The organism is Treponema maltophilum ATCC 51939 (genome assembly GCF_000413055.1).
GTDB classification, from domain to species: Bacteria; Spirochaetota; Spirochaetia; order Treponematales; family Treponemataceae; genus Treponema_C; species Treponema_C maltophilum.
Window position 1 is genome coordinate 2,269,471 of sequence record NZ_KE332518.1, and the last position, 24,649, is coordinate 2,294,119.

Annotated in this window: 24 protein-coding genes, 1 tRNA gene and 1 pseudogene; 12 read left to right on the top strand and 14 right to left on the bottom strand. The window is 48.8% G+C overall.

The genetic code is table 11. From position 1 onward, the window contains the following. Nucleotides 1–267: 267 nt before the first annotated feature. The 3 genes from HMPREF9194_RS10465 (at nt 268) to HMPREF9194_RS10475 (ending at nt 3,509) form a co-directional block, all read left to right on the top strand. The gene (locus HMPREF9194_RS10465) at nt 268–1,587 is read left to right on the top strand and encodes an extracellular solute-binding protein (protein ID WP_016526347.1); all 1,320 of its coding nucleotides are present in this window, start codon (nt 268–270) and stop codon (nt 1,585–1,587) included. 111 nt (nt 1,588–1,698) lie between these two features. Next, on the top strand, nt 1,699–2,601 hold the full coding sequence (locus HMPREF9194_RS10470; protein ID WP_016526348.1) for a carbohydrate ABC transporter permease: 903 nt from the start codon (nt 1,699–1,701) through the stop codon (nt 2,599–2,601). Between the two features lie 11 nt (nt 2,602–2,612). After that, nucleotides 2,613–3,509 carry a carbohydrate ABC transporter permease gene (locus tag HMPREF9194_RS10475; protein ID WP_016526349.1) on the top strand — a complete coding sequence of 299 codons (897 nt, stop codon included), beginning with the start codon at nt 2,613–2,615 and terminating at the stop codon, nt 3,507–3,509. Nucleotides 3,510–3,579: 70 nt separating this feature from the next. On the opposite strand, the gene HMPREF9194_RS10480 is transcribed toward HMPREF9194_RS10475, so the two are convergent. After that, a complete protein-coding gene (locus HMPREF9194_RS10480; RefSeq protein WP_016526350.1) occupies nt 3,580–4,989 on the bottom strand; it encodes a class I SAM-dependent methyltransferase in 1,410 nt (469 codons plus the stop codon). Beyond that, nucleotides 4,986–5,507 (bottom strand): gamma carbonic anhydrase family protein, encoded by a 522-nt coding sequence (locus HMPREF9194_RS10485; protein WP_016526351.1) that lies wholly within the window; start codon nt 5,505–5,507, stop codon nt 4,986–4,988. Before HMPREF9194_RS10485 ends, HMPREF9194_RS10480 begins: the two co-directional genes overlap by 4 nt. A 55-nt stretch (nt 5,508–5,562) precedes the next feature. Here HMPREF9194_RS10485 and HMPREF9194_RS10490 point away from each other — a divergent pair, with 55 nt between their 5' ends. Beyond that, the gene (locus HMPREF9194_RS10490; protein WP_016526352.1) at nt 5,563–6,318 is read left to right on the top strand and encodes a ParA family protein; all 756 of its coding nucleotides are present in this window, start codon (nt 5,563–5,565) and stop codon (nt 6,316–6,318) included. Continuing rightward, nucleotides 6,311–7,231, top strand: a complete 921-nt coding sequence (locus HMPREF9194_RS10495; protein ID WP_016526353.1) for a ParB/RepB/Spo0J family partition protein — start codon at nt 6,311–6,313, stop codon at nt 7,229–7,231. The genes HMPREF9194_RS10490 and HMPREF9194_RS10495 overlap by 8 nt, the downstream gene beginning before the upstream one ends. Nucleotides 7,232–7,259: 28 nt before the next feature. Here HMPREF9194_RS10495 and HMPREF9194_RS10500 read toward each other — a convergent pair whose 3' ends face one another. From HMPREF9194_RS10500 to HMPREF9194_RS10510, 3 genes are all read right to left on the bottom strand, one after another. After that, nucleotides 7,260–8,396 carry an HAD family hydrolase gene (locus tag HMPREF9194_RS10500; RefSeq protein WP_016526354.1) on the bottom strand — a complete coding sequence of 379 codons (1,137 nt, stop codon included), beginning with the start codon at nt 8,394–8,396 and terminating at the stop codon, nt 7,260–7,262. Between the two features lie 61 nt (nt 8,397–8,457). After that, nucleotides 8,458–8,530: transfer RNA gene (locus HMPREF9194_RS10505), tRNA-Ala, on the bottom strand. A 67-nt stretch (nt 8,531–8,597) separates the two neighbouring features. Further along, a complete protein-coding gene (locus tag HMPREF9194_RS10510; RefSeq protein ID WP_156828030.1) occupies nt 8,598–9,089 on the bottom strand; it encodes a hypothetical protein in 492 nt (163 codons plus the stop codon). A gap of 51 nt (nt 9,090–9,140) precedes the next feature. Here HMPREF9194_RS10510 and HMPREF9194_RS11990 point away from each other — a divergent pair, with 51 nt between their 5' ends. The 3 genes from HMPREF9194_RS11990 to HMPREF9194_RS10525 are packed head-to-tail and all read left to right on the top strand — an operon-like array spanning nt 9,141 to nt 11,579. Next, nucleotides 9,141–9,887, top strand: coding sequence for a GNAT family N-acetyltransferase (locus HMPREF9194_RS11990; protein WP_016526356.1), 747 nt, complete (start codon nt 9,141–9,143; stop codon nt 9,885–9,887). A 53-nt stretch (nt 9,888–9,940) separates the two neighbouring features. Further along, nucleotides 9,941–11,347 carry an MATE family efflux transporter gene (locus tag HMPREF9194_RS10520; protein WP_016526357.1) on the top strand — a complete coding sequence of 469 codons (1,407 nt, stop codon included), beginning with the start codon at nt 9,941–9,943 and terminating at the stop codon, nt 11,345–11,347. A gap of 4 nt (nt 11,348–11,351) precedes the next feature. Then, nucleotides 11,352–11,579, top strand: coding sequence for a SlyX family protein (locus tag HMPREF9194_RS10525; RefSeq protein WP_016526358.1), 228 nt, complete (start codon nt 11,352–11,354; stop codon nt 11,577–11,579). A gap of 29 nt (nt 11,580–11,608) precedes the next feature. Here the strand turns inward: HMPREF9194_RS10525 and aroA are convergent, their stop codons facing one another. Both aroA and HMPREF9194_RS10535 read right to left on the bottom strand, forming a co-directional pair. Then, the gene (aroA, locus tag HMPREF9194_RS10530; RefSeq protein WP_016526359.1) at nt 11,609–13,054 is read right to left on the bottom strand and encodes a 3-phosphoshikimate 1-carboxyvinyltransferase; all 1,446 of its coding nucleotides are present in this window, start codon (nt 13,052–13,054) and stop codon (nt 11,609–11,611) included. A gap of 1 nt (nt 13,055) precedes the next feature. Continuing rightward, nucleotides 13,056–13,667: a nitroreductase family protein gene (locus HMPREF9194_RS10535; protein WP_016526360.1), complete on the bottom strand. Its 612-nt coding sequence runs from the start codon at nt 13,665–13,667 to the stop codon at nt 13,056–13,058. Nucleotides 13,668–13,774: 107 nt separating this feature from the next. Between HMPREF9194_RS10535 and HMPREF9194_RS10540 the strand changes: the two genes are divergently transcribed. Then, on the top strand, nt 13,775–14,602 hold the full coding sequence (locus HMPREF9194_RS10540) for a Cof-type HAD-IIB family hydrolase (protein WP_016526361.1): 828 nt from the start codon (nt 13,775–13,777) through the stop codon (nt 14,600–14,602). Here the strand turns inward: HMPREF9194_RS10540 and HMPREF9194_RS10545 are convergent. The 7 genes from HMPREF9194_RS10545 to purH form a co-directional block, all read right to left on the bottom strand. After that, a complete protein-coding gene (locus tag HMPREF9194_RS10545) occupies nt 14,597–15,319 on the bottom strand; it encodes an amino acid ABC transporter ATP-binding protein (RefSeq protein ID WP_016526362.1) in 723 nt (240 codons plus the stop codon). The two genes, HMPREF9194_RS10540 and HMPREF9194_RS10545, sit on opposite strands and share 6 nt — an antisense overlap. Further along, nucleotides 15,306–15,974 carry an amino acid ABC transporter permease gene (locus HMPREF9194_RS10550; protein WP_016526363.1) on the bottom strand — a complete coding sequence of 223 codons (669 nt, stop codon included), beginning with the start codon at nt 15,972–15,974 and terminating at the stop codon, nt 15,306–15,308. The genes HMPREF9194_RS10545 and HMPREF9194_RS10550 overlap by 14 nt, the downstream gene beginning before the upstream one ends. A 117-nt stretch (nt 15,975–16,091) precedes the next feature. Next, on the bottom strand, nt 16,092–16,871 hold the full coding sequence (locus HMPREF9194_RS10555; RefSeq protein WP_016526364.1) for a transporter substrate-binding domain-containing protein: 780 nt from the start codon (nt 16,869–16,871) through the stop codon (nt 16,092–16,094). 116 nt (nt 16,872–16,987) lie between these two features. Further along, complete coding sequence (locus HMPREF9194_RS10560; RefSeq protein ID WP_016526365.1) at nt 16,988–19,015, bottom strand: ABC-F family ATP-binding cassette domain-containing protein; 2,028 nt, start codon at nt 19,013–19,015, stop codon at nt 16,988–16,990. Nucleotides 19,016–19,021: 6 nt separating this feature from the next. Next, nucleotides 19,022–20,434, bottom strand: coding sequence for an SH3 domain-containing protein (locus HMPREF9194_RS10565; RefSeq protein ID WP_156828032.1), 1,413 nt, complete (start codon nt 20,432–20,434; stop codon nt 19,022–19,024). 173 nt (nt 20,435–20,607) lie between these two features. Beyond that, the gene (locus HMPREF9194_RS10570; protein ID WP_016526367.1) at nt 20,608–21,678 is read right to left on the bottom strand and encodes an MraY family glycosyltransferase; all 1,071 of its coding nucleotides are present in this window, start codon (nt 21,676–21,678) and stop codon (nt 20,608–20,610) included. Nucleotides 21,679–21,742: 64 nt separating this feature from the next. Then, nucleotides 21,743–23,305, bottom strand: a complete 1,563-nt coding sequence (gene purH / locus HMPREF9194_RS10575; RefSeq protein ID WP_016526368.1) for a bifunctional phosphoribosylaminoimidazolecarboxamide formyltransferase/IMP cyclohydrolase — start codon at nt 23,303–23,305, stop codon at nt 21,743–21,745. Nucleotides 23,306–23,521: 216 nt separating this feature from the next. On the opposite strand from purH, the pseudogene HMPREF9194_RS12175 reads away from it, so the two are divergent. The 3 genes and pseudogenes from HMPREF9194_RS12175 to HMPREF9194_RS10585 form a co-directional block, all read left to right on the top strand. Beyond that, nucleotides 23,522–23,779, top strand: a pseudogene (locus HMPREF9194_RS12175) (BrnT family toxin); the annotation flags it as partial. Further along, nucleotides 23,748–24,020, top strand: a complete 273-nt coding sequence (locus HMPREF9194_RS10580; protein ID WP_016526369.1) for a BrnA antitoxin family protein — start codon at nt 23,748–23,750, stop codon at nt 24,018–24,020. The pseudogene HMPREF9194_RS12175 and the gene HMPREF9194_RS10580, both read left to right, overlap by 32 nt. 32 nt (nt 24,021–24,052) lie before the next feature. Continuing rightward, nucleotides 24,053–24,502, top strand: a complete 450-nt coding sequence (locus HMPREF9194_RS10585) for a hypothetical protein (protein WP_016526370.1) — start codon at nt 24,053–24,055, stop codon at nt 24,500–24,502. Nucleotides 24,503–24,649: the final 147 nt, after the last annotated feature.

Genomic DNA, 24,649 nt, shown 5'->3' on the forward strand with positions numbered 1-24,649 from the left:
TTTGGACAGCCCACGAGTGCCCGAGAGAAAGGCGTCAAAAAAGAGTGCGAGAACGGCTTATGAGCAAAGTGAGTAAGAATTATACGTCCTGTATAATTCTTACTCCAAGTTTATGCATCGCATAAACTTGCATATTTAAATTTTTTTCGACATCCGTGTCGATACATCCTGCCACAGAATAAGATGTGCATTTTTTATTGATTTTTAGCGCCAATCGTTATACAATCAATACCGATAAAAAAACACTGTGCTTTTTAGGAGGTTAGTATGAAAAAGCTCACTGTATTGCTGATGGCGGTACTTTTTCTTTCTTCGGCCGTATTTGCAAACGGTGCCCAAGAAGACGACAACAGTCCCATTACATTGGTTATGTGGACGCACGAAGATCCGAACCGGCAAAAACTTGAAGAAGGATATGCAGCCGAATATATGGCAATGCATCCGAATGTAACCATTAAGTATTCCGTATATCCGTCAACCAAAATACAGGATTTGATTCCGACCGCTTACGCGGCAAAAAATGCGCCTTCAATTTGGAACATGGAACTGCAAAAAGCGTATCCGCTTTTGGTGCAGGGTTTGGTTGCTCCGGTCGATCCCGAAGCGTTGGGATTAAAAAAGGATTCGGACATTATCGCGCAGTATATGCCGAACATGCTCGACCCGGTTACGGACAAAGACGGCTCTCTTTTAGGCAAAAAAGGCAAAGTCTACGGCTTACCCTTTGAACTGCAAAACTGGTGCATTTATCTGAACAAAAAAATCTTCCGCGATGCCGGTCTTGATCCCGAAAAAGATTATCCCAAAACATGGGAAGACGTTATGGCCGTTTCCGAAAAAATCGTTAAGCGCAACGGCGACATCATTACACGCCGCGGCTTCGATTTCCGCTACGGCGATTATCTTATTTCGTGGACTCCGATGGTAAGCCAGCTCGGCGGCGCGGTTGTATCCGCCGACGGCAAAGAAGCGATCGTCAACACCGCCGCATGGGAAAAAGCGCTCGAATATATGCGCCAATGGGGACCGAACGGTAAAAACCTCGGCGCTCCCACATACACGGCGGCGCGCAAGCTTTTCGACAACGACAAAAACGAAATCGCCATGCACTTGTCCGGCTTGTATCAGGAAGCGCGCATGCTTAAAGCGAATCCCGCTTTTTACAACAGCAAAGATTGGATGATCATTCCGTACCCCGTTTTTAAGGGCGGCAAGAATTTGTCGAACAACTACTATTTCCAATACTACATGGTAAACTCGCAAATTCCTCTGCGCGAGCAAAAAGAAGCGTGGCGCTTTGTCGCATTTTTGCTGAGTCATCCGACCGATTATTTGGAAAAAGTTGCGCTGATCGCTCCGAAAAAAGAATTGGTTGAAAGTGAACAATTCAAAAAGATTCCCTACAGCAATGTGTTTATCGAAGACCTGAAGCGTGCGCAGCCCGTTTATTACGGAGCCGCCAGCTGGCAGATAAACGAATTGATTAAAGAAGCGATCGAAAATGTTATGATGAATAACGTATCGCCGAAAGACGCGGTTGCAAAACTCAAAAAAAGCGCACAATCTCTTTTAGACGAACAAATGTAATATGCCGAAAGGCGGAACCGTCCGAAAGCTTCGATGTTCGGACGGCTTCTGTGATTTAATGCGGGCGGAAGGTAGAACTTCCGCCCCTTTGTATTTATTAAAGGATGTATTATGGCGCAAAGAAAAAGTCTTGAAAAGAAAATCGTCGTATGGGCTTGGCTGTTTGTAACTCCGGCTTTGCTGTTTTTTACCGTATTTTCGTTTTACCCGATTGCCAATGCTTTTTATTTGAGCTTTTGCAATAAAAATATGATTTCGCTTAAACCGCCCGTTTTTATCGGTTTGACGAACTATATAAAGATATTCGCCTCCGCCGATTTTTGGAATTCGGTGCGGGCAACCGTCGTGTTCACGCTCGGAACCTTTATTCCGCTCGTAATCGGCAGTATGATTCTTGCCGCATTTTTAACCTTCCGTCCGGCAGGCTCGCGCATTTTGCAGCTTATTTATTATTCGCCGGCCGTTTTATCTTCCGTTGTCGCCGCCCTCATTTGGAAGCTGATTTTTGAGCCGCGCGGCATTGCGAATCAGGCGGCAAATGCGATTATGATGACTTCCGGCGTCGACTTTAAATGGCTGAGCAACGGCATTATGCTGCAAATTTCGACGATGGTCGTTTATTTTTGGAAGTACATCGGTTATTTTACCGTTTTGTTTTTAACCGGCTTGGGGAAGATCCCCCGCGGCATATATGAAGCGGCCCTCATCGACGGGGCAAACCGCGGACAAACCTTTTTCCGCATTACGCTGCCGCTTTTAAAACCGACGACCGTTCTCGTTTCGATAATGGCGATGTTGCAATGTTTGAAAACCTTTTCGACGCAGTATCTGTTTACGCAGGCCGGTTCTCCGCTCGGCCCCGTCAACGTTATAACGCTGAATATTTACAATACCGCAATGCGCAACTATAACGTCGGAAGGGCAAGCGTTATGAGCGTTATTTTATTTTTGTTTATGCTGATGCTGACAATTATTCAACTGCGCTTTTCACGTTCGGAAGACGTGTCGTATTAAGGGAGGATGCCGTGCAATTTTTATTGATTTTAAGCATAAGCGCCGTTGCATACATTGTTTTGCTGTTCGTGCTTCCCGAATGGGGCAAAAATACGCTGATGACAATCTTTTTGCTTTTCAGCGCAGTCGTTATTTTAACACCGCTTTTGTTTATGTTTACGGCGGCTTTTATGCCCGCGTCGGAAATTACGAGCATTCCGTACCGATGGATACCGGAAAAAATACACTGGTTTAACTTTTACCGCGCCTTGGCGGGCAACGACGAAAACTTTGTCTTTTTGCGCAACGTATTGAATTCGCTCATCGTTTCGGCAACCGTTACCGTAACGACGCTGCTTTTGTCGTGCATTACCGGCTATGCGCTTGCAAAATTTCACTTTAGGGGAAGAAATACGGTTTTTATGTTTATCATGATGACCATGATGATTCCCTTTGAGACGATTATGGTTCCCCTGTATATGGTCGTTTTGAATTTAAAACTGCAAAACACCTACGGCGGATTAATCATTCCGTTTATGATGAATGCGTTCGGCGTTTTTATGATGCGCCAGTATTTGCTGACCTTCCCCGACGACGTTATTGCCGCCGCCCGCATAGACGGCTGCAGCGAGCCGGGAATATTTTCCCGCATCGTGTTGATCAATTCGGGGCCGGCCTTGGCGACCTTGGCTATTTTAACTTTCCGCCAGCAATGGGACAACTTAATGTGGCCGCTGATGGTTGCGCAGGATAAGCACCTTAAAACGATTCCGACCTACATCGTCAGCTTTGCCGAAGAAAAATTTGCGGACGAAGGCGCCATGATGGCGGTTGCCCTGCTTGCAAGTTTGCCGATGGTTATTTTGTTTTTAACCTTGTCCAAATACTTCCTCGGCGGCAACGCCATGTATTCGGCCGGAAAAGAATAAGCCGGAGTAAAATTAAACATACGACCGAACATAAAGCCGAAAGAGGCGCCGACCGCCCTGCCCGCTTCCGTTATCGGGCCCGGTCGGCGCCTTTTTCTTTGTGCGGTTTTGCCGATTCCGGTTGTTCCGATAAACTTTCCAAAATAATGCGCTTGCCCAAAGCGCGGCACAGATTTTCGTATACATCGTCGCGCTCGGAAAGCGCTGCGGTTGCAGCCGTTTTGTTTGCATCAGCGTTTTTGTGCCGGATCGCGCGTATGAGCAGGTTTTTCGGCGTGTGTTCGGTATCGATAAATTCCAATATTTGAACGGCATAGCCGTGTTTTTTTATGAGCCGGGCGCGCATGATATCCGTGGCAAGGGCGGCAAAGCGCTCTTTTACAATGCCGTATTCGGTAAACGCGTTAAAGGCTTCATCGGGGCAGTTTTTTCCCAATGCTCCGTTCAATTCGTGCTGGCAGCACGGAGCGGACAAAATAACTTTCGCTTTTTTTTGCAGCGCAAAAGCGAGCGCGTAATCGGTCGCCGTATCGCATGCGTGAAGCGATATAACCATATCGATATCTTTTTCGTCGATCTGCCGCTCCGATTCCTCTTGCGGCGCGTCACCGCGGGAAGACAGTCCGTCCGCATGGGAGTGCAGAGCATAGGAGCGTATGTCGTTCACTTCAAAATGAAGGCCGCCGTAATTCAGCTTGCGCGCAAGATCCGAACAGTGTTCGATCACATCGCGTTTTAAATCCACGCCGGTAATATCCGCCTGCAAGCCTTTGACTTCGGTTAAAAAATAATACAGGGCAAAGGTAAGGTAGGCTTTGCCGCAGCCGAAATCGATGATGCTCAGCGGCCGCTTTGTTCCCGCTCCGCGTTCGGTCAGGGCGCCCAAGACGTCGTCCGCGTATTCCAAAAAACGGTTGATCTGGCGGAACTTCGCGTATTTTTTTGCAATGATTTTTCCGTCGGCGGCGGCAAGTCCCAAAGCGTGCAAAAAGGGCGCGGCGGCGTTTTCGTCAATAAGATAATTCTTTTGCCGATTGTGCGTATACTCGGATTCGACGTCAACTTGAGCGCGCGGCACGCTTTTAATCGACAGCGATGTGCGTCCTTTTTTATTCGCGAGCAAAATGCAGCGCGTATCTTCGGCCGTAAAAATACATTGGCGCCACAGGGCGCCTCCGGCATATGGAAGTTCTTTGAGAAATTCCTTTAATCCTTCGAGCGGGAACGTTTTGTGGAAAACCTGTTTTTTGCCGAAGAATTCGGCACTGAAGCTTTCCTTTCCCGCTTTGCGCATGCGGATTTTTATGCAACCGTCCGCACCTCCGGCGCACGAGGTTTTACTGTCCGCGCCTTCAGCCCGGGTATTTTCACCGTGCGGCTTTTCGGTGCAGGACCTTTTTTTCAGCGGACTCGACAGCACAATCGACGTGCACGAAGGAAGCATGCCGAAAATCGCAGTAAGAAAATCGCCGCCGCTCATTCCCGATTCTTTTGCCGTTCTTTTTCTTCTGCGGCATGGCGCACGTAGTTTTCGGTATTTTTTTTCATCGCTTTTATTTCTTCATCCGTTAAAGAACGCACGGCTTTTGCAGGCGATCCTAAAATCAAACTGCCGGCGGGAAAGGTTTTACCCTGCGTTACGAGGGCGCCCGCACCGACCATGGAATTCTCTTCGATAACCGCTTCGTTCAGTACGATAGCCCCCATGCCGATTGTGCTGCCGTTTTTTACCGTGCACGAATGAAGGATGGCCCCGTGCCCGACCGTTACGTTTTCGCCGACAATGCAGGGAATATTTTCGTCCACGTGAACGACGGCGTTATCCTGAATATTGCTGTTTTTGCCGATTTTTATCGGCGCTATGTCCGCCCGAACCGTCGCGGAAAACCACACCGACGTATGTTCGGCCAGTTCGGCATCGCCGCATACATGGGCATTCCACGCTATAAACGCCGACTCCGCAATCGACGGCATATGTTGTTTGTTCGTATCTTTCATAAAAACTCCTTAGCCTAATATATACTTTTTCGGAAAAAAATAGTATACTGATAGTATGGCAAAAGTCTATGTTTTTGTAAACCAAAAAGGCGGCGTCGGAAAAACGACATCCGTCATCAATATCGGTGCATATATGGCGGCTGCCGGCAAAAAAGTTCTTTTAGTCGACTTCGACTCGCAGGGGAATATGTCGTCGGGGGTCGGCATTTCAAAAGAAAAACCCACGATTTACGAATTGATGGCGGGCTTGTCGACATACGAAAAAACGGTGCGCCGTACCGAAGTTATCAATTTGGATGCGGTCGCCGCATCGATCGATTTGTCGGGAGCCGCGATAGAACTGGTCGACCAAGCCGAACGCGAATTCTTTTTAAAAAAAGCGCTTGAACCGCTTTTGCCGAAATACGATTATATTTTAATAGACTGCCCGCCGTCGCTGGGACTTTTAACGCTGAACGGCCTTGCCGCCGCGCATTCGGTTTTGATTCCCATGCAGTGCGAATATTTCGCTTTGGAAGGAATTTCCCTTTTGCTGCAAACGGTAAAAAAAGTACAAAAGTCCGTAAACCCCGCTTTGCAAATCGGCGGCATCTTTTTTACGATGTACGATTCGCGCACGCGGCTTGCAAACGATGTGGTTACTCAGGTAAAAGCGTATTTTAAGGATTCCGTTTTTGCGACGATTATTCCGCGAAACGTGCGCCTTTCCGAAGCGCCGTCGCACGGCAAGCCGATATGTTTGTACGATCCGCTGTGCGTCGGTGCGCGCAGCTACGAAAAACTTGCGCAAGAGGTGATGGAACGTGGCTAAGGGCGGACTCGGCAAGGGCCTCGACGCTCTTTTGCCGCAAGCCGAACGGGAAGCGGAAACTTCAAAGAAAATTTCCGAGCCTTCGGCAAAAGCAAAAAAAGAAAGTAAAGACGGTGCCGAAGTTTTTATCGACGTGGATTTACTGCAGCCGAACCCGCATCAGCCGCGCAGGGAATTCGACGAGGAAGCTTTGCAAAACCTTGCCGATTCGATAAAAGAAAACGGCGTCATTCAGCCTATCTTGGCCGAAAGCGCTCCCGACGGAACCTTTTGGATTATCGCGGGCGAACGACGTACGAGGGCGGCGCGCCTTGCGGGCCTTAAACAGGTTCCCGTGCGCATACAAAAATTTTCGGAAACCAAAAAGCTCGAAGTTGCCCTTGTGGAAAACATTCAGCGCGAAGACTTAAACCCGCTTGAAGAAGCGAAAGCCTATCACAAACTTATGGAGCTGGGCAACTTAAGTCAGGAAGAAACGGCGCGCCGCGTCGGCAAAAACCGTTCCACCGTAGCAAACGCGCTGCGTCTTTTGAAACTTCCCGACGATATGCAAAAAGCGCTCGGTACCGAGGCCTTTTCAGCAGGACACGCACGCGCCGTTTTGTCCGTTGCAGACCCTTCGCTCAGACGAACTTTATTTACGCGCATTACCGACGAAAAGCTTTCCGTCCGTGAAGCCGAAGAAATCGCCGCCGAAATGAATTCCGGCAAAAAGCTGCCGGTGAAAACAAAGGTCAAAAGCGCCGATAAGCGCGAGCCCGATTACGTTTTTCTCGAGCAGCGGCTCATTGAAAAGCTCGGCACCAAAGTATCGCTCAGGGGAAATTTCGACAAGGGCGCCATAACCCTCGAGTACTTTTCGCGCGAAGATCTGGACCGGTTTTACAATCTGCTTACCGGCGCGGACAAATAAGGCTTGGACTTTCGGCTTTTACAAGATGTTATGAATTCAAATTTAGCTTTTCGCGCACCTTAACTGCGTTTTCGCTGCCGCCGCTTTCGCACAAAGGTTCGTAAAAGCGGCGTACATCTTCGTCTTTTAAAATATAAGTGACCTGATAATTCTTCAAGGCGATTTTCAAAAGCTTTTCTTTTTGCACATTTGACCATGACTTGATTTTTACCAGTTGCGAAATTACCGAATGTGTATTGGTAAAATTCATGCTGCCTTCAAGCCGGTTGATTAAAGCGTCTTTCAGCTGTTCTTCTTTGCTTTTGTTTTCCGTTTTTTCCGACTTTTCGGCGACGCATTCGAAATGCGCTTTTTCAAGAATTTCATTCGATACGGTGCGGTCGATAATTTGCTTGACAAGAATTTCCAACTTGCCGTCTTCCGTGTAATCCGCCGGAGCGAAATATTTAATTCTGTTTTCGTCGAGCATGCGGAAGACTTTCGATTTGTCTTCCGTGTCGGCATTGTAAACGCCGACCGAATGCCCGCCGTGTATGTTTACGAGCTTCATACACGGAATGTCCGTTTCGCTGTCGCCGATGTAAATCATATTTCTGAACGGCACCCGGTATTGATCGGGCTTGAAGTATGCGTTTACATTTTGATCGTTTACATTCAAGACGCCCTTTTCGATTCTGAATAAAAACTGGGTTTTATTCGTATAATTTACGGCTTGCGCCGGCCATACCGCAACGCCCGCGTCGTCGTAGTAAAAGGCGCTCGCATAAATTCTTTTGAATTTATGCGCGACGGGCGTTCCTTCAATCATTTCTTTGAGCCCCGATGATATGATGTAATGTTCAACGCTTACGCCTTTTTCGTCCCCGTACGCATTTATTCTGTCGAACCACGTATCCACGCCCGGAAAAAGCGTAACTTTGGAACCGTATTCCTGTAATTTCTTTTTTGTAAAAAGAACCTTGCCTCTGGATTTGTGCACCATCATATACATATACGCAAGATTTTGGTCCATTTCATTGTCTTCGGCACGTTTATTGGATTCTTTCCAAAATTCCTCAACTTTATAGCCTATGGATTGAATATAACCCTGTGCCTGCATATCATCGGGCGACAAGGTTTTATCGAAATCGTAGCAAATTGCCAAAATCGGTTTATTTTTATCCATAATGAAATTCCGTAAATAAAGAGAATTGAAAAGAAGACATTGACATTACAAGCAATTAAATTGGAGTATATCGGACTCGAACCGACCACCTATTGATTGCGAACCAATCGCTCTACCAGATGAGCTAATACCCCACGTGTATATAAAAAATATACTCCATTTCCGCTTTTATGGCAAGGGGTTTGCGCTATCTTGTCTTCTTTACAGATCGCCGTATTCGACGGGACAACCGATAAGGGATGCGGCTTGTGTTGCGCGTCGTTCGACCGCGTCCCTTTCCCGTTTTTTTACGTGTTCGATATCCGCGAGAAGTTCGCCGTTTTTCGAACGCAGGCCGCATTGAATTTCAAAAAGTTTTTTCCCGCGGTACAGACGTACAAGGCAGAGGCTGCCGATTTCGTCAAAACTCCACGACCTTTTTTTTACGAAAAAGGCAAAGCCGATTTTATGCGTTATCCGTTTTGCTTTCGTGTCGAAAATGCAACAATCGCGGTACAAAAAACCGGCTGCGGCCGCCGCGGCGAAAAAATACTGCAAAAAGGGCAGGGACGCCTCTTCATCGGAAAACAGCAAAAGCGATGCGGCCGTTACGGCTAAAATCACAAACATAACAATGCGGAACACGGGATTGATTGTCCAAATACCGCGGCGCTTTGAATCAATATAAAAAACCGTCGAAAAAAACATATTCACCGGACAGTATATATATAGCGTTTTTTGTTGTAAAGCGGTACATTAGAGGTTATGAATTTTGTTTTCCGGCCGTACCGAAGGCGCGATAAAAAAGCACTTTGCCGCATTATCGCACCGACATGGCGTCTTGACGAATATTTTCCCGGCATAAAAAATACCGAACGCTTGTGCGGCTTTGTTGTCGACATGTTCCGCGTACAAAGCGATTATACCGACGTCGCCGTGCCTGCGGCCGAAGGCGGGAAGACTAAAGCATCGGCGGGCGCTTTGGTTGACGGTGTGCCTGTAGGCTTTTTATTTGCCGATGCGCCTGCGAAAAGAAGCGGCGTTTTAGGGCGGCTGTTTTATCGCGCGAAAAAGAAGACGGCGCGTGCCGCTTTTTACGTAAAAATCTTTTTTTTGTGGCTTGCGGGTTTTTACGGGGAGCGCGCCGCCGTGCGCAAAGCTTTTTTATCGTATTGTTCCGTACAAAAAAATATTTTAAAAGATATTTCCTTTGATGCCGAAATCCTGTGTTTGTTCGTAGACGCCTCGCATCAAGGTTCGGGACTCGGCCGTCGGCTTCTTTCGCGATTTTTTGAATGGAGCAAAAGAAGAAAGATACGCAATTTCGTTTTAACGACCGATACCGACTGCAATTACCGCTTTTATGACCGCAGCGGTTTTAAGCGTCTAAAAGAGCAAAGCGGCTGTTTGGGCATACCGCAAAATACGGAGCCGTTTTCGCGTATTTTCGTGTACGGATTTTCCCTATCGGCCGGCAGCGGTTTTTCTTCCGCACCGACGGCTGAGGCTTGACTGCTGTGCGGTTGAGGTTTGACAGTCTTCGGGTATAAGCGTATAGTACATATATGACCGGTTCGCTTTTGAAAAAAAAGGATTATCTGGGACCGCTTTCTTTTTATAGGGTTGCGCTTTCTTTGGCGCTTCCCGTCATGGCGCAGAATTTGATTCAAAGCATGGTGTCCCTTATCGATAATTTTATGGTCGCCGGCTTGGGCGACATAAAAATGTCGGGCGTAAATATTGCGGGCCAAATCAACTTCGTGTTTTATGTTCTCTTAACCACGCTGTGTGCATCCGGCGGAATTTTTATGTCGCAGTATAACGGCGCAAAAGATGCGGCCGGCATGCGCCAAGCTTTCCGATTTAAAATCATTATCACCTTGGCGGCATCGATCGCCTATACGATTTTTTGCCTTGCGAATCCCAAGCCCGTTTTGGCTTTAATGGTGCGGGGCAACCGCCAAAGCGCCGAAATCGTCGAGCAGGCGTGCATATATATGAAGACAGCCGCCTTTACGTGGATCCCGATTGCAATTGCCGTTTCGATCGGTTCGTCCATGCGCGAAATAGGCAGAGTGCGCCAACCGCTTGTCGTGTCGGCGATTGCGACTTTTATCAATACGTTTTTTAACTGGGTTTTTATTTACGGGAACTTGGGCGCTCCCCGCTTGGAAGTTAAGGGCGCCGCGATAGCGACGATTATTGCGCGTGCAAGCGAAGCGCTTATCTTTTTGATATATATCCGCAAAACAAAACCGCCGTTTTTTTCATATCTGCGCGAATTGTTCCGCGTGCGCTTCGGCTTTTTTGTCAACGTTTTGTCGAAGTCCGGAATGATTTTGGTGTCCGAGATGAGCTGGGTTCTCACCGAATCGGTTGTAACCGCCTTGTACAACAGCCGCGGCGGCGCCGAAATCGTGTCGGGTATGTCCGCGGGATTTACCGTTGCAAATCTGTTCTTTATTTGCTTTTACGGCATCAATGCTTCGATCGGCGTCATTATGGGCGGAACACTGGGATCGAATCAGCTTGAAAAAGCGAAGGTACAAAAAACATGGCTTTTAAACGGGGCTTTTTTATTTGGTTTGAGCATGGGCATTTTGGGATGTTTTACAACCTTTTTAATTCCCTTTGTGTTTTTGCATTTGAGCGAAGCCGCCCGGCATGTTACGCGGAATATGGTTTTTTTAAATGCGTGCTATATGCCGATTTGGGCTTATTTGAACGCGCAGTTTACCGTTTCGCGTACCGGAGGAGACGTTCTTATGGGCGCCGTTACGGACGGCTTTGTCAATTTTGCTTTGGTGCTGCCGGGAATATTTTTGCTCACATATTTTACTTCGTTCGGACCGGTCGCCCTGTACGGAATTATAAAACTGACCGACTTTGTCAAAATGACAATAGCCGCTTTATGGCTTAAGCGGGAATTATGGGTAAAGAATCTTGCGGTTCAAAGCGAAGGAGAAAAGTAGCGCAATGGAACAGGGTATAACTGAAAAGGACACGGCGGAACGCTTTGAGCGGCTCGAAATAAAGCTTGCATACATGGAAGACTTTATGCGGAAGATTCAGGATGTTACGCTGGAACAGGGCAAAGCGATTGAAGGCTTGAAAGCCGAAAATAAAGCGCTCCGGCAAAAACTTGCCGAAATGGTCGAGGACCGGCGCGATGCCCCCGCCGACGCGCGCCCGCCGCACTATTAAAACCCCGCCGGAAGCGGTTGCGTAAAACGTCAGCTTATAAAAGCGCCGAGCGAGCGCATCTTTTCGATAAAGCCGGGAAACGAAACGGAACAGCATTCGGCGTCTTTTACCGTGAGCTCTTGGCCTTTTTTGAGCGCCAAACCCAAACACATAAGAGACATTGCAACCCGATGGTCTTTTTTGCTTTCAACCGTACCGCCGTGCAGCGTAAAGGCGCCGTTCGGCAAACCGTCTTTCGTTATCGGAGAGTGGCCGCGTATCGTTAAAAAATCTTTTCCTTCGCATATGTCGGCGCCGAGTGAACTCAGCTGTTCGGCCATAACGCGTATGCGGTCGGTTTCTTTGCTGCGGCATACGCCTATGTCTTCAAGGACGATTGTCCCTTCGGTAAAGCAGGCGGCGACTGCCAAAGCGCATACGGCGTCGGGAAAAGACGAGCAGTTTATACGCAAGGTTCCCGCAGCGTCCGTACTGCCGGCGTCCGTATCGTCCATACGCGCATAATCGCAAAGCGAAAAGCCTATACCGCGCCTGTCTTCTTCCGTTTCGTTTGCGCAAAAAGAGGTAAAGTGTTCGACGCTTAAACGTGCGCCGCCTTTTATGTGCAGCGCGTGCGTACCGCGGTCGAGCCGGATGTCCGCCCCCAGAGAACGCAAAAGCGGCACAATGAGCGCGTCGCATTGGGAGCCGGACGTGTCTATATGTTCGATCGAAACCTCGCCTGACCCTATGCACACGGCTGTGAGCGGAAAGGCGGCGGCTTCCCAATCGGACGGTATTGCCGTATTGAACGCCTGAATGCGTTTCGGACCCTGCACTCGGATATGCTTCATGTCCTTGTCGGCCGTAACCGGCACGTCGAGTTTTTCGAGCCAGTTTTTTGTCATTACAAGATAGGCCGTTTCTTTCGGATCGGTAAGCTCGATGTCGGTAGTGCCGTCCAAAAGCGGGGCGGCCATCATAAAGCCGCTTATGTATTGTGAAAGTCTGCCGTCGGTACGGATGTGCGAAGCCTTGATCGGACCGCGTATAAGTACGGGAGGAGCGCTTGAGCCGGGACGGCTTATGTGAACCTGCGCTCCGGCTTGACCGAGTGCGTCCGCCAAATGAGCGACCGGCCGGCTGCGGATCGATTCGTCGCCGGTAAACACCGACCATCCGTCGAAGCAGGCCGCTATCGGCGATAAAAAGTACAGCACGGAGCCGGAGTTGCCCACGTGAACGACGTCGGAAGGCAAGTGCAGTTTTTCGCCCGCCCCGCGGATGCGCCAGAGTTCGCCTTCACATTCGGCCTGGGCGCCCATAAGGCCTACGGCACCGATTGCCGACCGGCAGTCTTCTCCGGTGAGCGGATTTGTAATCTCGCACACGCCTTCCGCCATTGCGGCGAAAATAACGGCCCGTATCGTATGACTTTTTGAGCCGGGTACCCGGATCGGGCCTTTTAAAAAAGAATTCCGTACGCGTGCGTCCATATTACCATCCGTTTTTATGTATTTTTGAATCGTTCCAATAATCGGTGCTTGCGCTTGTTAGAGCATCGGGCGCGGCAAAACCGATAACAATCATAATGTGGGGCGTTACGTATTCGGGAAGATTGAGCACTTTCCGTGTATTTGCAACTCGAACCGTCTGCGGAGCAATACTCATCGGCACCGTCGCATAACCGAGTTCCGCCGCCTGCACCATAATACTTTGGGCGGCGATTCCCGCGTCGAGTGCAGCCAAATCACGGTGGCGAATTATCTTTTCGTTGATTGCAACGACAATTACCGTTTGTGCCGTATTAAGCTGGCTTGCGTAGGGATTGCCTTCTTTTAAGCCGGTAATTTTATTGCCGTCCTGTACGATAATAAATTCCGTTGAACGGGAATCATCCGCAGTCGGAGATGCAAAAGCGGCCTGCAAAATCAAACGTAAATCGGCGTCGCTTACTTGTTTTCTCGTATCATACACGCGGGCGGTTATTCGGCTGAAAATACCGTTTTTGCGCGGCTCAGGTTTTGTTTCGGCTTGCACTTTTTTTACGCAAGATACACATACCAGTGCCGCGGCAGCGCATACGGCACATATTATTTTTTGTATCATTCGCATAACACTCCTCCACACAGAAATTGTAAAAAATTTAGCGGAGCATTCCCGTTTTGTCAAGGCGCGGTTGACACTTACGCTTTGCGGATGCTATGATTCGCCATATGTCCGACCGCATAGAAGCGAAGATAATCGCCCTCGACCTTGACGACACCCTCTTAAAGACCGATTTAACGATATCCGATTATACCGTCGGCATTATACAAAAAGCGGTCAACCGCGGAATATATGTTACGCTCTGTTCCGGCCGAACCGATAACGCCATTTTGCCTTATGTGCGCAGGCTGGAGATTGCGGGAACGCAAGGCGGCCGCTACATTATTGCGCAAAACGGCGCTTCGATTATCGATTTGCATGAGCGAAAAGTCATATATAGCCGCTTTGTCGATTCCGATGTGCTTGTGCGCGCGTTCCGTATCGCAAACAACAACGGCTTTGCCTGCCAAGTGTACGACCCGAGTACGATTTACATTCCGTTTAAAAACAAATGGGCGGATACCGATCTTAAACTCAGCCGTTTAAAAGAACGGGTTGTTCCGAACTTTGAAGAATTCCTTACCGAAAAACAACACGCAAAAATGGTTATATCGGGAGAACCCGCCGACATTGCGCGGCTCGAATCCGATCTTCGCACAGAACTCGGCGGCACATGCGTTTTATTTACGAGTAAGCCGTTTTTTCTTGAAATCCTTCCCAAAGACACGGGAAAGGGCGAAGCCCTCTTGTGGCTTGCCGAACGTTTGGGCGTTCCGCAAAAAAACACGATGGCCTTCGGAGACGCTATGAACGACGAAAGCATGATTCGACTCGCCGGATGCTCCGTCGCGATGAAAAACGGCTCGGAGGCGATAAAAAAACTCGCTGCGTATACAAGCGAGTTTACAAACGATGAAGACGGCGTTGCCCGTTTTATCGAAAAACACGTGCTATAAAACCCGCTGCAAAAACTGCTGCAAGCGTTTGTTTTGCGGATGATTGAATATTTGTTCGGGCGTTCCTTTTTCGGCGACGAGCCCGTTATCCATAAAAAGCACCTTATCCGCAACTTCGCGGGCAAATCCCATTTCGTGCGTTACAACCGCCATCGTCATGCCTTCTTCGGCAAGCTCTTTCATAAGAGCGAGCACTTCGCCGACCATTTCCGGATCCAAAGCGCTTGTCGGTTCGTCAAACAACATAACCTCCGGCTTCATGGCTAAAGAACGCACAATCGCGATACGCTGTTTTTGGCCGCCTGAAATTTGCGAAGGATAAACGCCCGCTTTATCTTCCAAGCCGATGCGTTTTAACAAAGTGAAAGCTTGCTCGCGAGCCTGTTCTTTTGTCATAAGTTTTAACGTAACCGGCGCGAGCATGATGTTTTCCAAAACGGTTAAATGCGGGAACAGATTGAAGTGCTGAAAAACCATGCCCATTTTTTGCCGCACCGCGTCTATGTCGACTTTTTTATCGGTTATTTCAAGACCTTTAAAACGGATGCTGCCGCTTGTCGGCTGTTCCAGTAAATTAAGGCAGCGCAAAAAAGTGCTTTTGCCCGATCCGGACGGCCCGATGATGACAACCTTTTCGCTCCGTTCTATCGTTTCGGAAATGCCTTTTAAAACGGCCAATTTGCCGAATTGTTTTTTCAAATCTTTAACTTCTATCACTTTGCGCCAGCCTTTTTTCAAAAACGGAAAAGATTTTCGTCAGTCCGAGCGTCATTACCAAATATAAAAATCCCACCGACAAAAGCGGGATCCACGCGTTATACGTTGCGTTGCGGATCATGTCGCCGACCTTCGTTAAATCGGTAACGGCGATAAAACTTGCAACGGCCGTTTCTTTGATCAATGTTATAAACTCGCTTGTGTACGCGGGCAATGCGGCTTTTGCCGCCTGCGGAAAAATTATTTTTATAAGCGTTTGTCTTCTCGATAAACCGAGCGAGCGGCCGGCTTCCGTTTGACCAACGTCTACGCCCTGTATTCCGCCGCGGAATATTTCCGTGCAGTAAGCGCCCGAATTGATTCCGTATGCAAGAACGGCAACCGTAAGCCTGTCCAGTCCGAGCGGCGCAAACACGACAAAGTAAAAAATCATAAGCTGGGTCGCAAGCGGAATACCGCGGATAATTGTCGTATATAATTCACCCGCGCCGCGCAAAATGCGGTTTTGCGATATTTTCAACAATGCGAACACACAGCCCAAAACAGTGCCGATAATAATCGAACACATCGATATGTACAGCGTCGTGCCGAGTCCCTGAACCAGCAGTTTCCAGCGGTCGCCGACGATTATCGTATCATAAAAGGATTGCAGCACCCTTTTCCTCCGATGCGGCCGAAGCGCCGATTAAACGGAAAAACCGGCGCCGCCGTCCGAATCTTTGTCCGGAACAGTGGACGCCTTTTTCCCGGCGGCTTTAAGCGGCCCGTAAATTTATTTTCTGATTATTATAACTTGTTCGGATGCATAATACGGATCCGAAAAATCCACGTTCTTTTTGCGCTCTTCGGTAACGGACATTCCCGCGGCGATAAAATCTATCGCGCCGGACGACAAAGCCGGAATGAGGCTGTCGAAAGCCATATCGACAACTTCAAGTTTTGCCTTATAATCCTTTGCGATATATTGCCCCATCGAAATATCGAAGCCGACGATGTTCGTGCCTTCCACATATTCAAAGGGCGGAAAGTTTGCATTCGTCCCCAGCTTTACGACGGCTTTTTGTTCGGAAGCGGCAAGGGTTGCCGGGATTTTTATTTTTCCGTCAACCGGCATAAAAGAGGCAATGAGCTTTTCGTAGGTGCCGTCGCCTTTCAGCTGTTTGATGGTTTTATTTATCGAAGCAAGCAGCGCCGCATTTCCTTTTTTAACCGCGATCGCGTACTCTTCTTTTGCGAACTTGTCGGTTACGATAGTCAGCGTAGGATTCCTTGCAACGATTTCTTTTGCGGGAAGCTCGTCCAAAACGACGGCATCGATGGCGCCGTTTTTCAAATCGAGCGCGGCGTCCATTCCCGATTTAAAGGAAGCGATCTTTGCGCCCGGAACGTTTTCCTGCACATACAGCTCGCCGGTAGTTCCGGCTTGAACGCCGATGCGCTTTCCCGCCAAGTCCGCAGCCGACGTAATAACAACTTGTTCCTTTGCGCCGCCCGCAAAAAGGAAGGCACAAGCCAGCGATAAAAGACCGATAATACTTGCGAATTTTTTCATAAATTCCTCCTGATAAAAATTACTATACGGAATTTAATGCATAATGTCAAGCGAATTTTGAATAAATATGCAATAAAACGCAAAAAAAACGTATAAATTCGGTTCTTTATGCATTGTTAAGGTACTACAGAAGGCTGTCCGTTCAAAAATTCCTCAAGTTCGCCCAAGGCCTTTTCCCATTTTTCGCTCAGCTGCAAAAGGTCGTCGTCAAGTTTGTGAATACGCTGCTGTACGCTGCGGCTTTTTTCGCCGTCCGAATACACTTCCGGTTTTGCAAGGTCGGCTTCGAGCAGGGCTTTTTGTTCTTCGACCTGCGTGATTTGTTCCATAAGGAGCCGCTCTTCTTTTTCAAGTTTGCGTCTTTGCGACTGCAAACGTTTTTGTTCCGCATAGCTTGGCGGCATGCTCTGCTGCGGCGCACTGACCGGAGCGCTTTCGTCATTTGCGTCCCGCACCGTCGCGGCGGAAGCTCCGCCGTGAGCGCCGGCAAGCGTAGCGCCCGAAGCCGAAAACCCGGCGTCCGTATTGAAGGCCGCGTGTTTTTTTTGTTGTTCCAAATAATAATCGTAGGGGCCCGGATAAAGCCGGCAGTGTCCGGCGTTCAGTTCCAATATTCGCGTTGCGAGCGCTTGCGTAAAACTTCTGTCGTGCGAAATAAACACAATCGTTCCGCCGAAACTTTGCAGAGCCGCGAGCAGGGCGTCTTTTGAATGAATGTCCAAATGGTTTGTCGGCTCGTCGAGGATGAGCAGATTGGCGGGTTTGAGCAAAAGGCGCAGCATGGCAAGGCGGCTTTTTTCGCCGCCCGAAAGCACGTCGACTGTTTTGAAAATATCGTCGCCGCGGAATAAAAACGCCGCGAGCATGTCGCGCAGCTTGGGAACAAGGTCGAGCGGCGCTTCTTTTTCGAGCATGTCGATGACCGAAAGGTTTCCGTTTATTTTTTCGGCGCTGTCCTGACTGAAGTAGCCGATACTCACGTTCGCGCCCAGGACAAGTCGTCCGTCATAAGCGGTATCTTCGCCGGCAAGGATGCGCAGGAGCGTCGTTTTTCCGGCTCCGTTGCGCCCGGTAACGACGAGGCGATCCGAGTGTTCAACCGTCGCATCGATACCGCGCAAAACGGAATGAGTGCCGTAAGCTTTGCCGATTTTTTCCAAACGCAAAACAATCTTGCCCGAATGCGGTGCGCTCGGAAACGAAAAGCGGATTTTTTTCAGCGATTCGGGGATTTCGATGCGCGGCAGTTTTTCAAGCTGTTTTACGCGTTCCTGCACTTGGGCCGCCTTTGCCGCATTGTAGCGGAAGCGCCTGATAAAATCTTCGGTTTTGCGTATTTTTTCCTGCTGAAGATCGTATTGGGCGATTAAGCTTTCAAGTTCGCTTTGGCGCTTTTTTTCGTAGTTTGTAAAATTCCCGGCGTAACGATGGAGTTCGGCGTTAAACAGTTCGAGTATTTCGTTTACGCAGGTGTCCAAAAAATAACGGTCGTGGCTTACAAGCAAAAATCCGCCGGAAAAGCCGAGCAAAAAATCCTGCAGCCATGTGCGCGCTTCTATGTCCAAATAGTTCGTCGGTTCGTCCAAAAGCAAAATGTCGGGATTTTGCAGCAAAACCTTTGCGAGCGCAATACGCATTTGCCAGCCGCCGGAAAAAGTTTCGACGGGCTTGTCGAAATCGGCTTTTTCGAAACCCAAGCCCGAAAGTACTTGCTCGGCCCGGCTCGAACGGAAGTACCACTGCGAATCGGTAAGGTATTCGTTGATTTGCCGGTGGCGCTCCAAAAGCTGTGTTTGCAGTTTTTCATCCGAAACGGTTTTTAAGCGCTCGCCGATGTCCTCCATTTCCTCATGGAGCGCATAGCCTTCGGCGAAAGCTTTATCGGCTTCGGCGCGCAATGTCGCTCCCGAATGGACGATGCCCGACTGCGGAAGGTATACGACGCGGCAGTTTTTTTGCGCAACCCTCTCTCCCGAATCGGCGCTTATAAGACCGGCCGCTATTTTCATAAAAGTCGATTTTCCGCAGCCGTTCGCACCGACAAGAGCCGCGCGGCTTTCTTTGCGCAAATTTACCGTAACGTTTTTAAGGATTTCCCGCTCGCCGAATTTCAGGCACAGATTCGACAGTTGTAAAAAAGACATAGCGCGTTACTGTTTTGCAAAAAACAAAACCGACGGATTGCCGCTTCGCGACTGCACGACGCCGTTCCGCACGGAAGCGCCGCGCATGTCTTCCAGGCGCAAACCGGTTTCTTCGGTTTTGTAGAGAAAATTCACTTCGTCTTCGATGCCCTTAATCGCAAAAGTCAGCACGCCGTCGAACTGAGTTTCGAGCGCGTTCGAAACGAAATACTTTATGCGTACCGTACCGCGCAGGGTGCTTTCCCTATTCAGCGATTGCGGAAGGATTTCCGAAGTTATTGCCGGTTTGAAATTCCGCCACATAAAACTGCCGTTTTCATTCAGCTGCAACGTGCCGTAATTCGAACTTACGAACACGGGACCGAACGACGAAAGTCTGCGGTATTGCTCCGTGCGGCGACGATTTTCATTTTCGATAAGGGCTGCAACGCAGTCTTCTTTTTTCGGTTCGTCTTTCCGTTCGTCCGAGCCGTCTACAAAACCGTTTTCGCCTTGTACGCTTTGCGACAAAGATACAAACTGCACGACACCGCTTTGTTCCAAAGAGATAAAAGTGTAGGATACGGGCAGACCGTCTTGCCCCGTGTACTGAACGGTAACGGACGACGGCGAAAGAACGGTCATTGCAAATGATGTGCCGGTAAAGGTATACGTGTTTTCGCCGGTTTTTGCCGTTCCCTTGTACGCTGCTTTGGCGGACAGTTCCGGTACGGAAATCGAAACGAAGCCCGAATCCGCGCCCGTATCGAATCCGTATTCGCTTTTAATTCTGTCCGTATCGATTTTTCCGGACGCAATGATGCTTTTGTAATATTCGGGCACCCATTCGGTTTTTAAAACTTCTTCCAAAAGTTCGTCTTTTTCTTCCGCTGCCGGTTGAAGCGCCGCATGAACGCCGTTGCGTTCGTCGAAAAGGCGTAAATTGTACGAAAAGCACCAGCCGGAACTTCCGTCTTCGGTGAGCACTCTGAGCCAGATCCCCTCAAGCGGCGTGTTTCCCGCCATAACGGCTTGCCCTTCACCCTTGTACAAAACTTTTATAACTTCGTTGAGCCGGAGCCGGTACACTTGTTTTGCCGTATTGACCGGTTCAGTACGGATCGGAAGCCCGTCCAAAGCCGCAACCGCATATTGACGACGGTATTCGGCAAGGCGCTGCGCCGTTTTAAGCGCTTTTCCCTTTGATTCGGGGTCGGTAATGCGCCACAACGGCACTTCGATTTTTTGTTTGGAACCGGGAATTCCGATGATGTATACTTTGCCGATGTTTGAACGCACATATACGGGCACGACGGTTCCGTCAAAAAGGCCGTGTTCCGGAATCGACCACAGCACAACGCCGTACCCCATTTTTCCGCTGCAAGCGGACGTACAAAAAAGTGCAAAAATAAGCAGGCAGACCGATAAGGCTCGTTTCATACATAAAGCATACCATAAGAGCCGAATAACGGCAAGGAGCCGGGGATTTTCGCAAAAAATTTCAAGCGGCACTTTTCGTTCACTCTGTATGCATGAGAAGACTTGCGATAATAACAGCCTTTACTGCGCGTTAAAGCGGTAAGGCAATTACGTACAAGAACGACTTGAGCCGTTCAACGCACTTTCAGTATGATGCCCAAAACGGCAATCGTAACGAGCACTTGCAAAATCATGAATTTAACGAGTATTTGTGCGGGCGACCATTTGCGGTTTTTACTCATATGGTCGTGCAGCGGAAAACGCACGGAATCGAATATGCGGATTTTGAAAAAGCGCAGCAGGGCGACCTTGAGCAAGCCCGTTCCGCCGTTCAAAAAGATAACCGACGAGGTTGCAAAAATTAAAAACGGGTTGCCGCTTACCAAAACGCATACGCCGATAAAAAAACCCAGCGCCCTGCTTCCCGCATCTCCCATAAGAACCTTGCTCGGATAGGCGTTGTGCCACAGGTAGCCCATAAGAACGCCGGCAAGCGAAAAGGTGATGATTGCCCAGCCCGCGCCGTCCGCCAAGTGCGGAATGAGCAGGTACGCCGCAATGTCTTTGTGTCCCAATACAAAGTAAAACAGGGAGCCCATTGTAATGAGCGCGATAAGTACCAGGGTGCTTGAAAGCCCGTCGACCCCGTCTGTGCAGTTTGTCGTATTGATCGACGTCCATAAAAGGAGCGTCGCAACGGCAATGTACACGGGCGCCGCAACGGACACCGGGTCGGTTATAAACGGAAGCCAAAACTGTACGTGCCCGCCGCTCATGCGTTCGGGGTTCAAAACATACAAAATGACGGCAGCGGTAACCGAAATCGCGAGATCCAGAGCGCCTTTTTTGTATTCGCCCCAGCTGACCGTACTGCGGTCGTCCAAAAAGCCGGTAAGCATGGTCAGCCACGTAAGCGCAAGCATGCACAGCTGCAAAAGGTCGAGCGGGGCGAAAATGGCGGCCGCCGCGACAAAAACACTGATAAAAACGACGCCGCTTCCGGTCGGTTTTCCCTTTGCGGCCGCCGCATTCACGGTAAATTCGCGCCCGCGGTCTTCGGGCAAAAAAGCGTAGCAGCGCGGAAGCAGCACGTATACGGCGACAAAGCCCGTATACAGCGCAAGGGAAATAAGCACTGCGTAAGACTGCAAAAGTCTGAGCGGCCCGAAAAAGTTCACAATGTAAGATGCAAGATAGTACAACATGATTTATCCTTACTAAGTATCGGCGGGGATGTCGCAAAAGTTTGTTACTTTTTCGCCGGCCCCGTCAATGTTTAAAGTGCCGCCGGCCGGTAAACACCATGGCGATACCGGCTTTGTCCGCGGCGGCGATTGATTCTTCGTCGCGTATGGAGCCGCCGGGCTGAATGATTGTCTTTATGCCGTATTTTGCGGCCGTTTCGACGCAGTCGGCGAACGGGAAAAAAGCGTCGCTGATAAGCACTTCGGCGGGCGTTTTTCCCGCCGCGTCGGTAATGGCCTTTGCGTGTGCCAACGCCTGCTGTGCCGCCCAAATGCGGTTTGTTTGGCCGCTGCCTATGCCGATTGCCGCCGCATCTTTAACGACGACAATCGCGTTCGATTTTGCGAACATTGCAACCGTCATGCCGAAAGCGGCTTCTTTTTTGTGCGTTTCGCTCGGCTGTGCCTTCGTTACAACGCGCCACGAATCGAACAAATCTTCGTCGCCCGTTTGTACCAAAACGCCGCCGTCAACCGACAGCATTTCAAACGATTTTTGTACCGGCAAATCCATACGCACGAGGCGGAGGTTCTTTTTTGCGGAAAAAATGCGCACCGCTTCTTCGGTAAAATCGGGCGCGGCGATAACTTCCAAAAAGCAGTCGCTCATGCGCTTTGCCGCTTCTTCGTCGACGCATACCGAACAGCCGAGAATGCCGCCGAATATCGACACCGGATCGCAGTCGAACGCGCGCGTATACGCATCGGCGATCGACGTACCTTCGGCGGCGCCGCAGGGCGTATTGTGTTTAAGCGCAACGACGAAGGGGTTTTCGGCGTTTACATAGCGCTTGTATGCGCAGGTCGTTTTCCATGCAATGTCCAAGTCGCGCATATTATTGTACGACAGTTCTTTTCCCTGCAGTTGCCGCATTGCGCCGAAACTGCCGATTTTGTCCGCGTATACGTACAAAGCGGCTTTTTGATGCGCGTTTTCGCCGTAGCGCAGTTCCTGTTTTTTTAGGAGCGGAACGGTATAATATGAAGGAAAATTCGGCGCATCGTCTTCTTTCCCCGCTGCAAGCATAAAACGCGAAACCGCCGCATCGTATGCCGAAGTCAAATTGAACGCTTTTCCCGCCAACATACGGCGCAATTCAAAACCGACATCTTTTTTTTCCAGTTCATCCTGCACCGCTTGGTAATCGGCGGGTTCGGTGAGCACAATAACGTCTTTAAAGTTTTTTGCCGCCGATCGCAGCATGGCCGGCCCGCCTATATCTATAAATTCTATTGTGTCGGCAAAATCAAGGCCGGCTTGTACCTTTTCGAAAAAAGGATACAAATTGACGCATACAAGGTCGATGGGGCTGATGTGCAGTTTTTCGATCGTGCCCATGTGTGCGCTGTCATCGCGGCGTGCCAAAAGGCCGGCATGGACTGCGGGGTGCAGTGTTTTTACCCTTCCGTCAAGACATTCGGGAAAACCGGTAACCGAGCTTATATCGGTTACGGGAATGCCGTGTTCTTTTAGGTAGGCGGCCGTTCCTCCGGTGGAAAGAATTTCCCAGCCGTGCGTATGCAAAAAGGTGCATAAATCCTGTATACCGTTTTTGTCGAATACACTTACCAATGCTCTCTTTTTCATAAGCGCCCTTCTTTTTTAATTGGGAACCTCTAAAAACTGCAGTTTTTAGAGGTAACTCTATAAATGTGATGTTTTAACTCGCGATAATACAGCGAGTTAAAACTCGGCGACATTTCGGAGAAATCGCTAAAAGCGAGTTTTCCGAAATGTCCAATTGAATTACCGGCAGTATACCACGTATTTGAATTTATATAAAGTGGACAAAAAAAAGATGAACAGAATGTAATAAATCATGGCTTTTCGTTCGAACAAATTCTTGATATATTCGATGATGCGAATTTTTATGAGATTTATGACAGCAAACACTCAAAATTGAATGAGGATAGATATTTCGGACTCGGGTGTACAAATAAACTTTTCGTTGTAGCGGTAAGCTATACCGAGAAGGATCTTATACACATAATTTCAGCGCGGCTTGCATCGCCGAAGGAGAAAAATATTTATGACGCATACTGCAGAGAAATTAACGGCTGAAAAAGTGGCTGAAATCAGAGCTAAAGGAATCAATTTTGATGATATCCCGGAACTTACGGAAGAGGATTTTGCGCGCGGACATTTTAAATACTGGAAGCCGATGAAAAAAGCCGTAACATTTCGAATTGATATTGATAACCTCGCATGGCTGCAAAGCAGAGGAGCTAAGGGCTATCAAAAAAGAATGAACAGCGTTCTTCGTTGGGCACGACAAAACGGCTGCCCTTTGAAACAGATGTAATCTATATAAACAACGATAAAAGGAGAAACCTTATGAAAAAATTAGTATTATTAGCTATCATTGCGGCAGCACTTGTGCTGACCGGTTGCCCGAGTCCTGCAGGCGGCAATCCGAACAATAACACTCCCGCTCAAGTCGATTATCTTGCACGTCTTATCGGCACATGGCAAACGGAGGGATATGATAGTGGTAAATTTATTACAGTAACAATCGAAGCAGATCCTTCCGGTAAATCGCCGGCTTATTCTTTTGAATTTAAAGCCAAACATGTGTTTTCCGGAAAAAACTGGACAACAGAAATGGTGTGTCGGAATTCAACATATCAACAAGCCGTTAAAGATGGTACTAAAACAACTACTGAAGAGATTTTGGCTGTAACCGATACCTATATTCAAACTCAAAAAGGAAAAGTAGATTATGGGATTAAAGAGGAAAAATTATATTTTACCCAGGCTCCAAATCTTCTTTTTGAGAGAAAATAAGATGGGGAAATAAAGGCTGCGTACAAAAAAGTACACAGCCTTTATTGTTTTACTGTTGATTACACGGGCAATTTCTTGTTTACCGTTTCCCGTTTATACCGAATCCGCCTGCGCCGGGCGCGCCGCGCGGCACAGTTTGACACTTGT

Bases quoted from the DNA above. Each gene is read 5' to 3' on its own strand.
- HMPREF9194_RS10465 (WP_016526347.1), top strand. From the start codon at position 268: ATGAAAAAGCTCACTGTATTGCTGATGGCGGTACTTTTTCTTTCTTCG.
- HMPREF9194_RS10470 (WP_016526348.1), top strand. From the start codon at position 1,699: ATGGCGCAAAGAAAAAGTCTTGAAAAGAAAATCGTCGTATGGGCTTGG.
- HMPREF9194_RS10480 (WP_016526350.1), bottom strand. From the start codon at position 4,989: ATGAGCGGCGGCGATTTTCTTACTGCGATTTTCGGCATGCTTCCTTCG.
- HMPREF9194_RS10485 (WP_016526351.1), bottom strand. From the start codon at position 5,507: ATGAAAGATACGAACAAACAACATATGCCGTCGATTGCGGAGTCGGCG.
- HMPREF9194_RS10490 (WP_016526352.1), top strand. From the start codon at position 5,563: ATGGCAAAAGTCTATGTTTTTGTAAACCAAAAAGGCGGCGTCGGAAAA.
- HMPREF9194_RS10500 (WP_016526354.1), bottom strand. From the start codon at position 8,396: ATGGATAAAAATAAACCGATTTTGGCAATTTGCTACGATTTCGATAAA.
- HMPREF9194_RS11990 (WP_016526356.1), top strand. From the start codon at position 9,141: ATGAATTTTGTTTTCCGGCCGTACCGAAGGCGCGATAAAAAAGCACTT.
- HMPREF9194_RS10520 (WP_016526357.1), top strand. From the start codon at position 9,941: ATGACCGGTTCGCTTTTGAAAAAAAAGGATTATCTGGGACCGCTTTCT.
- HMPREF9194_RS10525 (WP_016526358.1), top strand. From the start codon at position 11,352: ATGGAACAGGGTATAACTGAAAAGGACACGGCGGAACGCTTTGAGCGG.
- aroA (WP_016526359.1), bottom strand. From the start codon at position 13,054: ATGGACGCACGCGTACGGAATTCTTTTTTAAAAGGCCCGATCCGGGTA.
- HMPREF9194_RS10535 (WP_016526360.1), bottom strand. From the start codon at position 13,667: ATGATACAAAAAATAATATGTGCCGTATGCGCTGCCGCGGCACTGGTA.
- HMPREF9194_RS10540 (WP_016526361.1), top strand. From the start codon at position 13,775: ATGTCCGACCGCATAGAAGCGAAGATAATCGCCCTCGACCTTGACGAC.
- HMPREF9194_RS10555 (WP_016526364.1), bottom strand. From the start codon at position 16,871: ATGAAAAAATTCGCAAGTATTATCGGTCTTTTATCGCTGGCTTGTGCC.
- HMPREF9194_RS10560 (WP_016526365.1), bottom strand. From the start codon at position 19,015: ATGTCTTTTTTACAACTGTCGAATCTGTGCCTGAAATTCGGCGAGCGG.
- HMPREF9194_RS10565 (WP_156828032.1), bottom strand. From the start codon at position 20,434: ATGAAACGAGCCTTATCGGTCTGCCTGCTTATTTTTGCACTTTTTTGT.
- HMPREF9194_RS10570 (WP_016526367.1), bottom strand. From the start codon at position 21,678: ATGTTGTACTATCTTGCATCTTACATTGTGAACTTTTTCGGGCCGCTC.
- purH (WP_016526368.1), bottom strand. From the start codon at position 23,305: ATGAAAAAGAGAGCATTGGTAAGTGTATTCGACAAAAACGGTATACAG.
- HMPREF9194_RS10580 (WP_016526369.1), top strand. From the start codon at position 23,748: ATGACGCATACTGCAGAGAAATTAACGGCTGAAAAAGTGGCTGAAATC.
- HMPREF9194_RS10585 (WP_016526370.1), top strand. From the start codon at position 24,053: ATGAAAAAATTAGTATTATTAGCTATCATTGCGGCAGCACTTGTGCTG.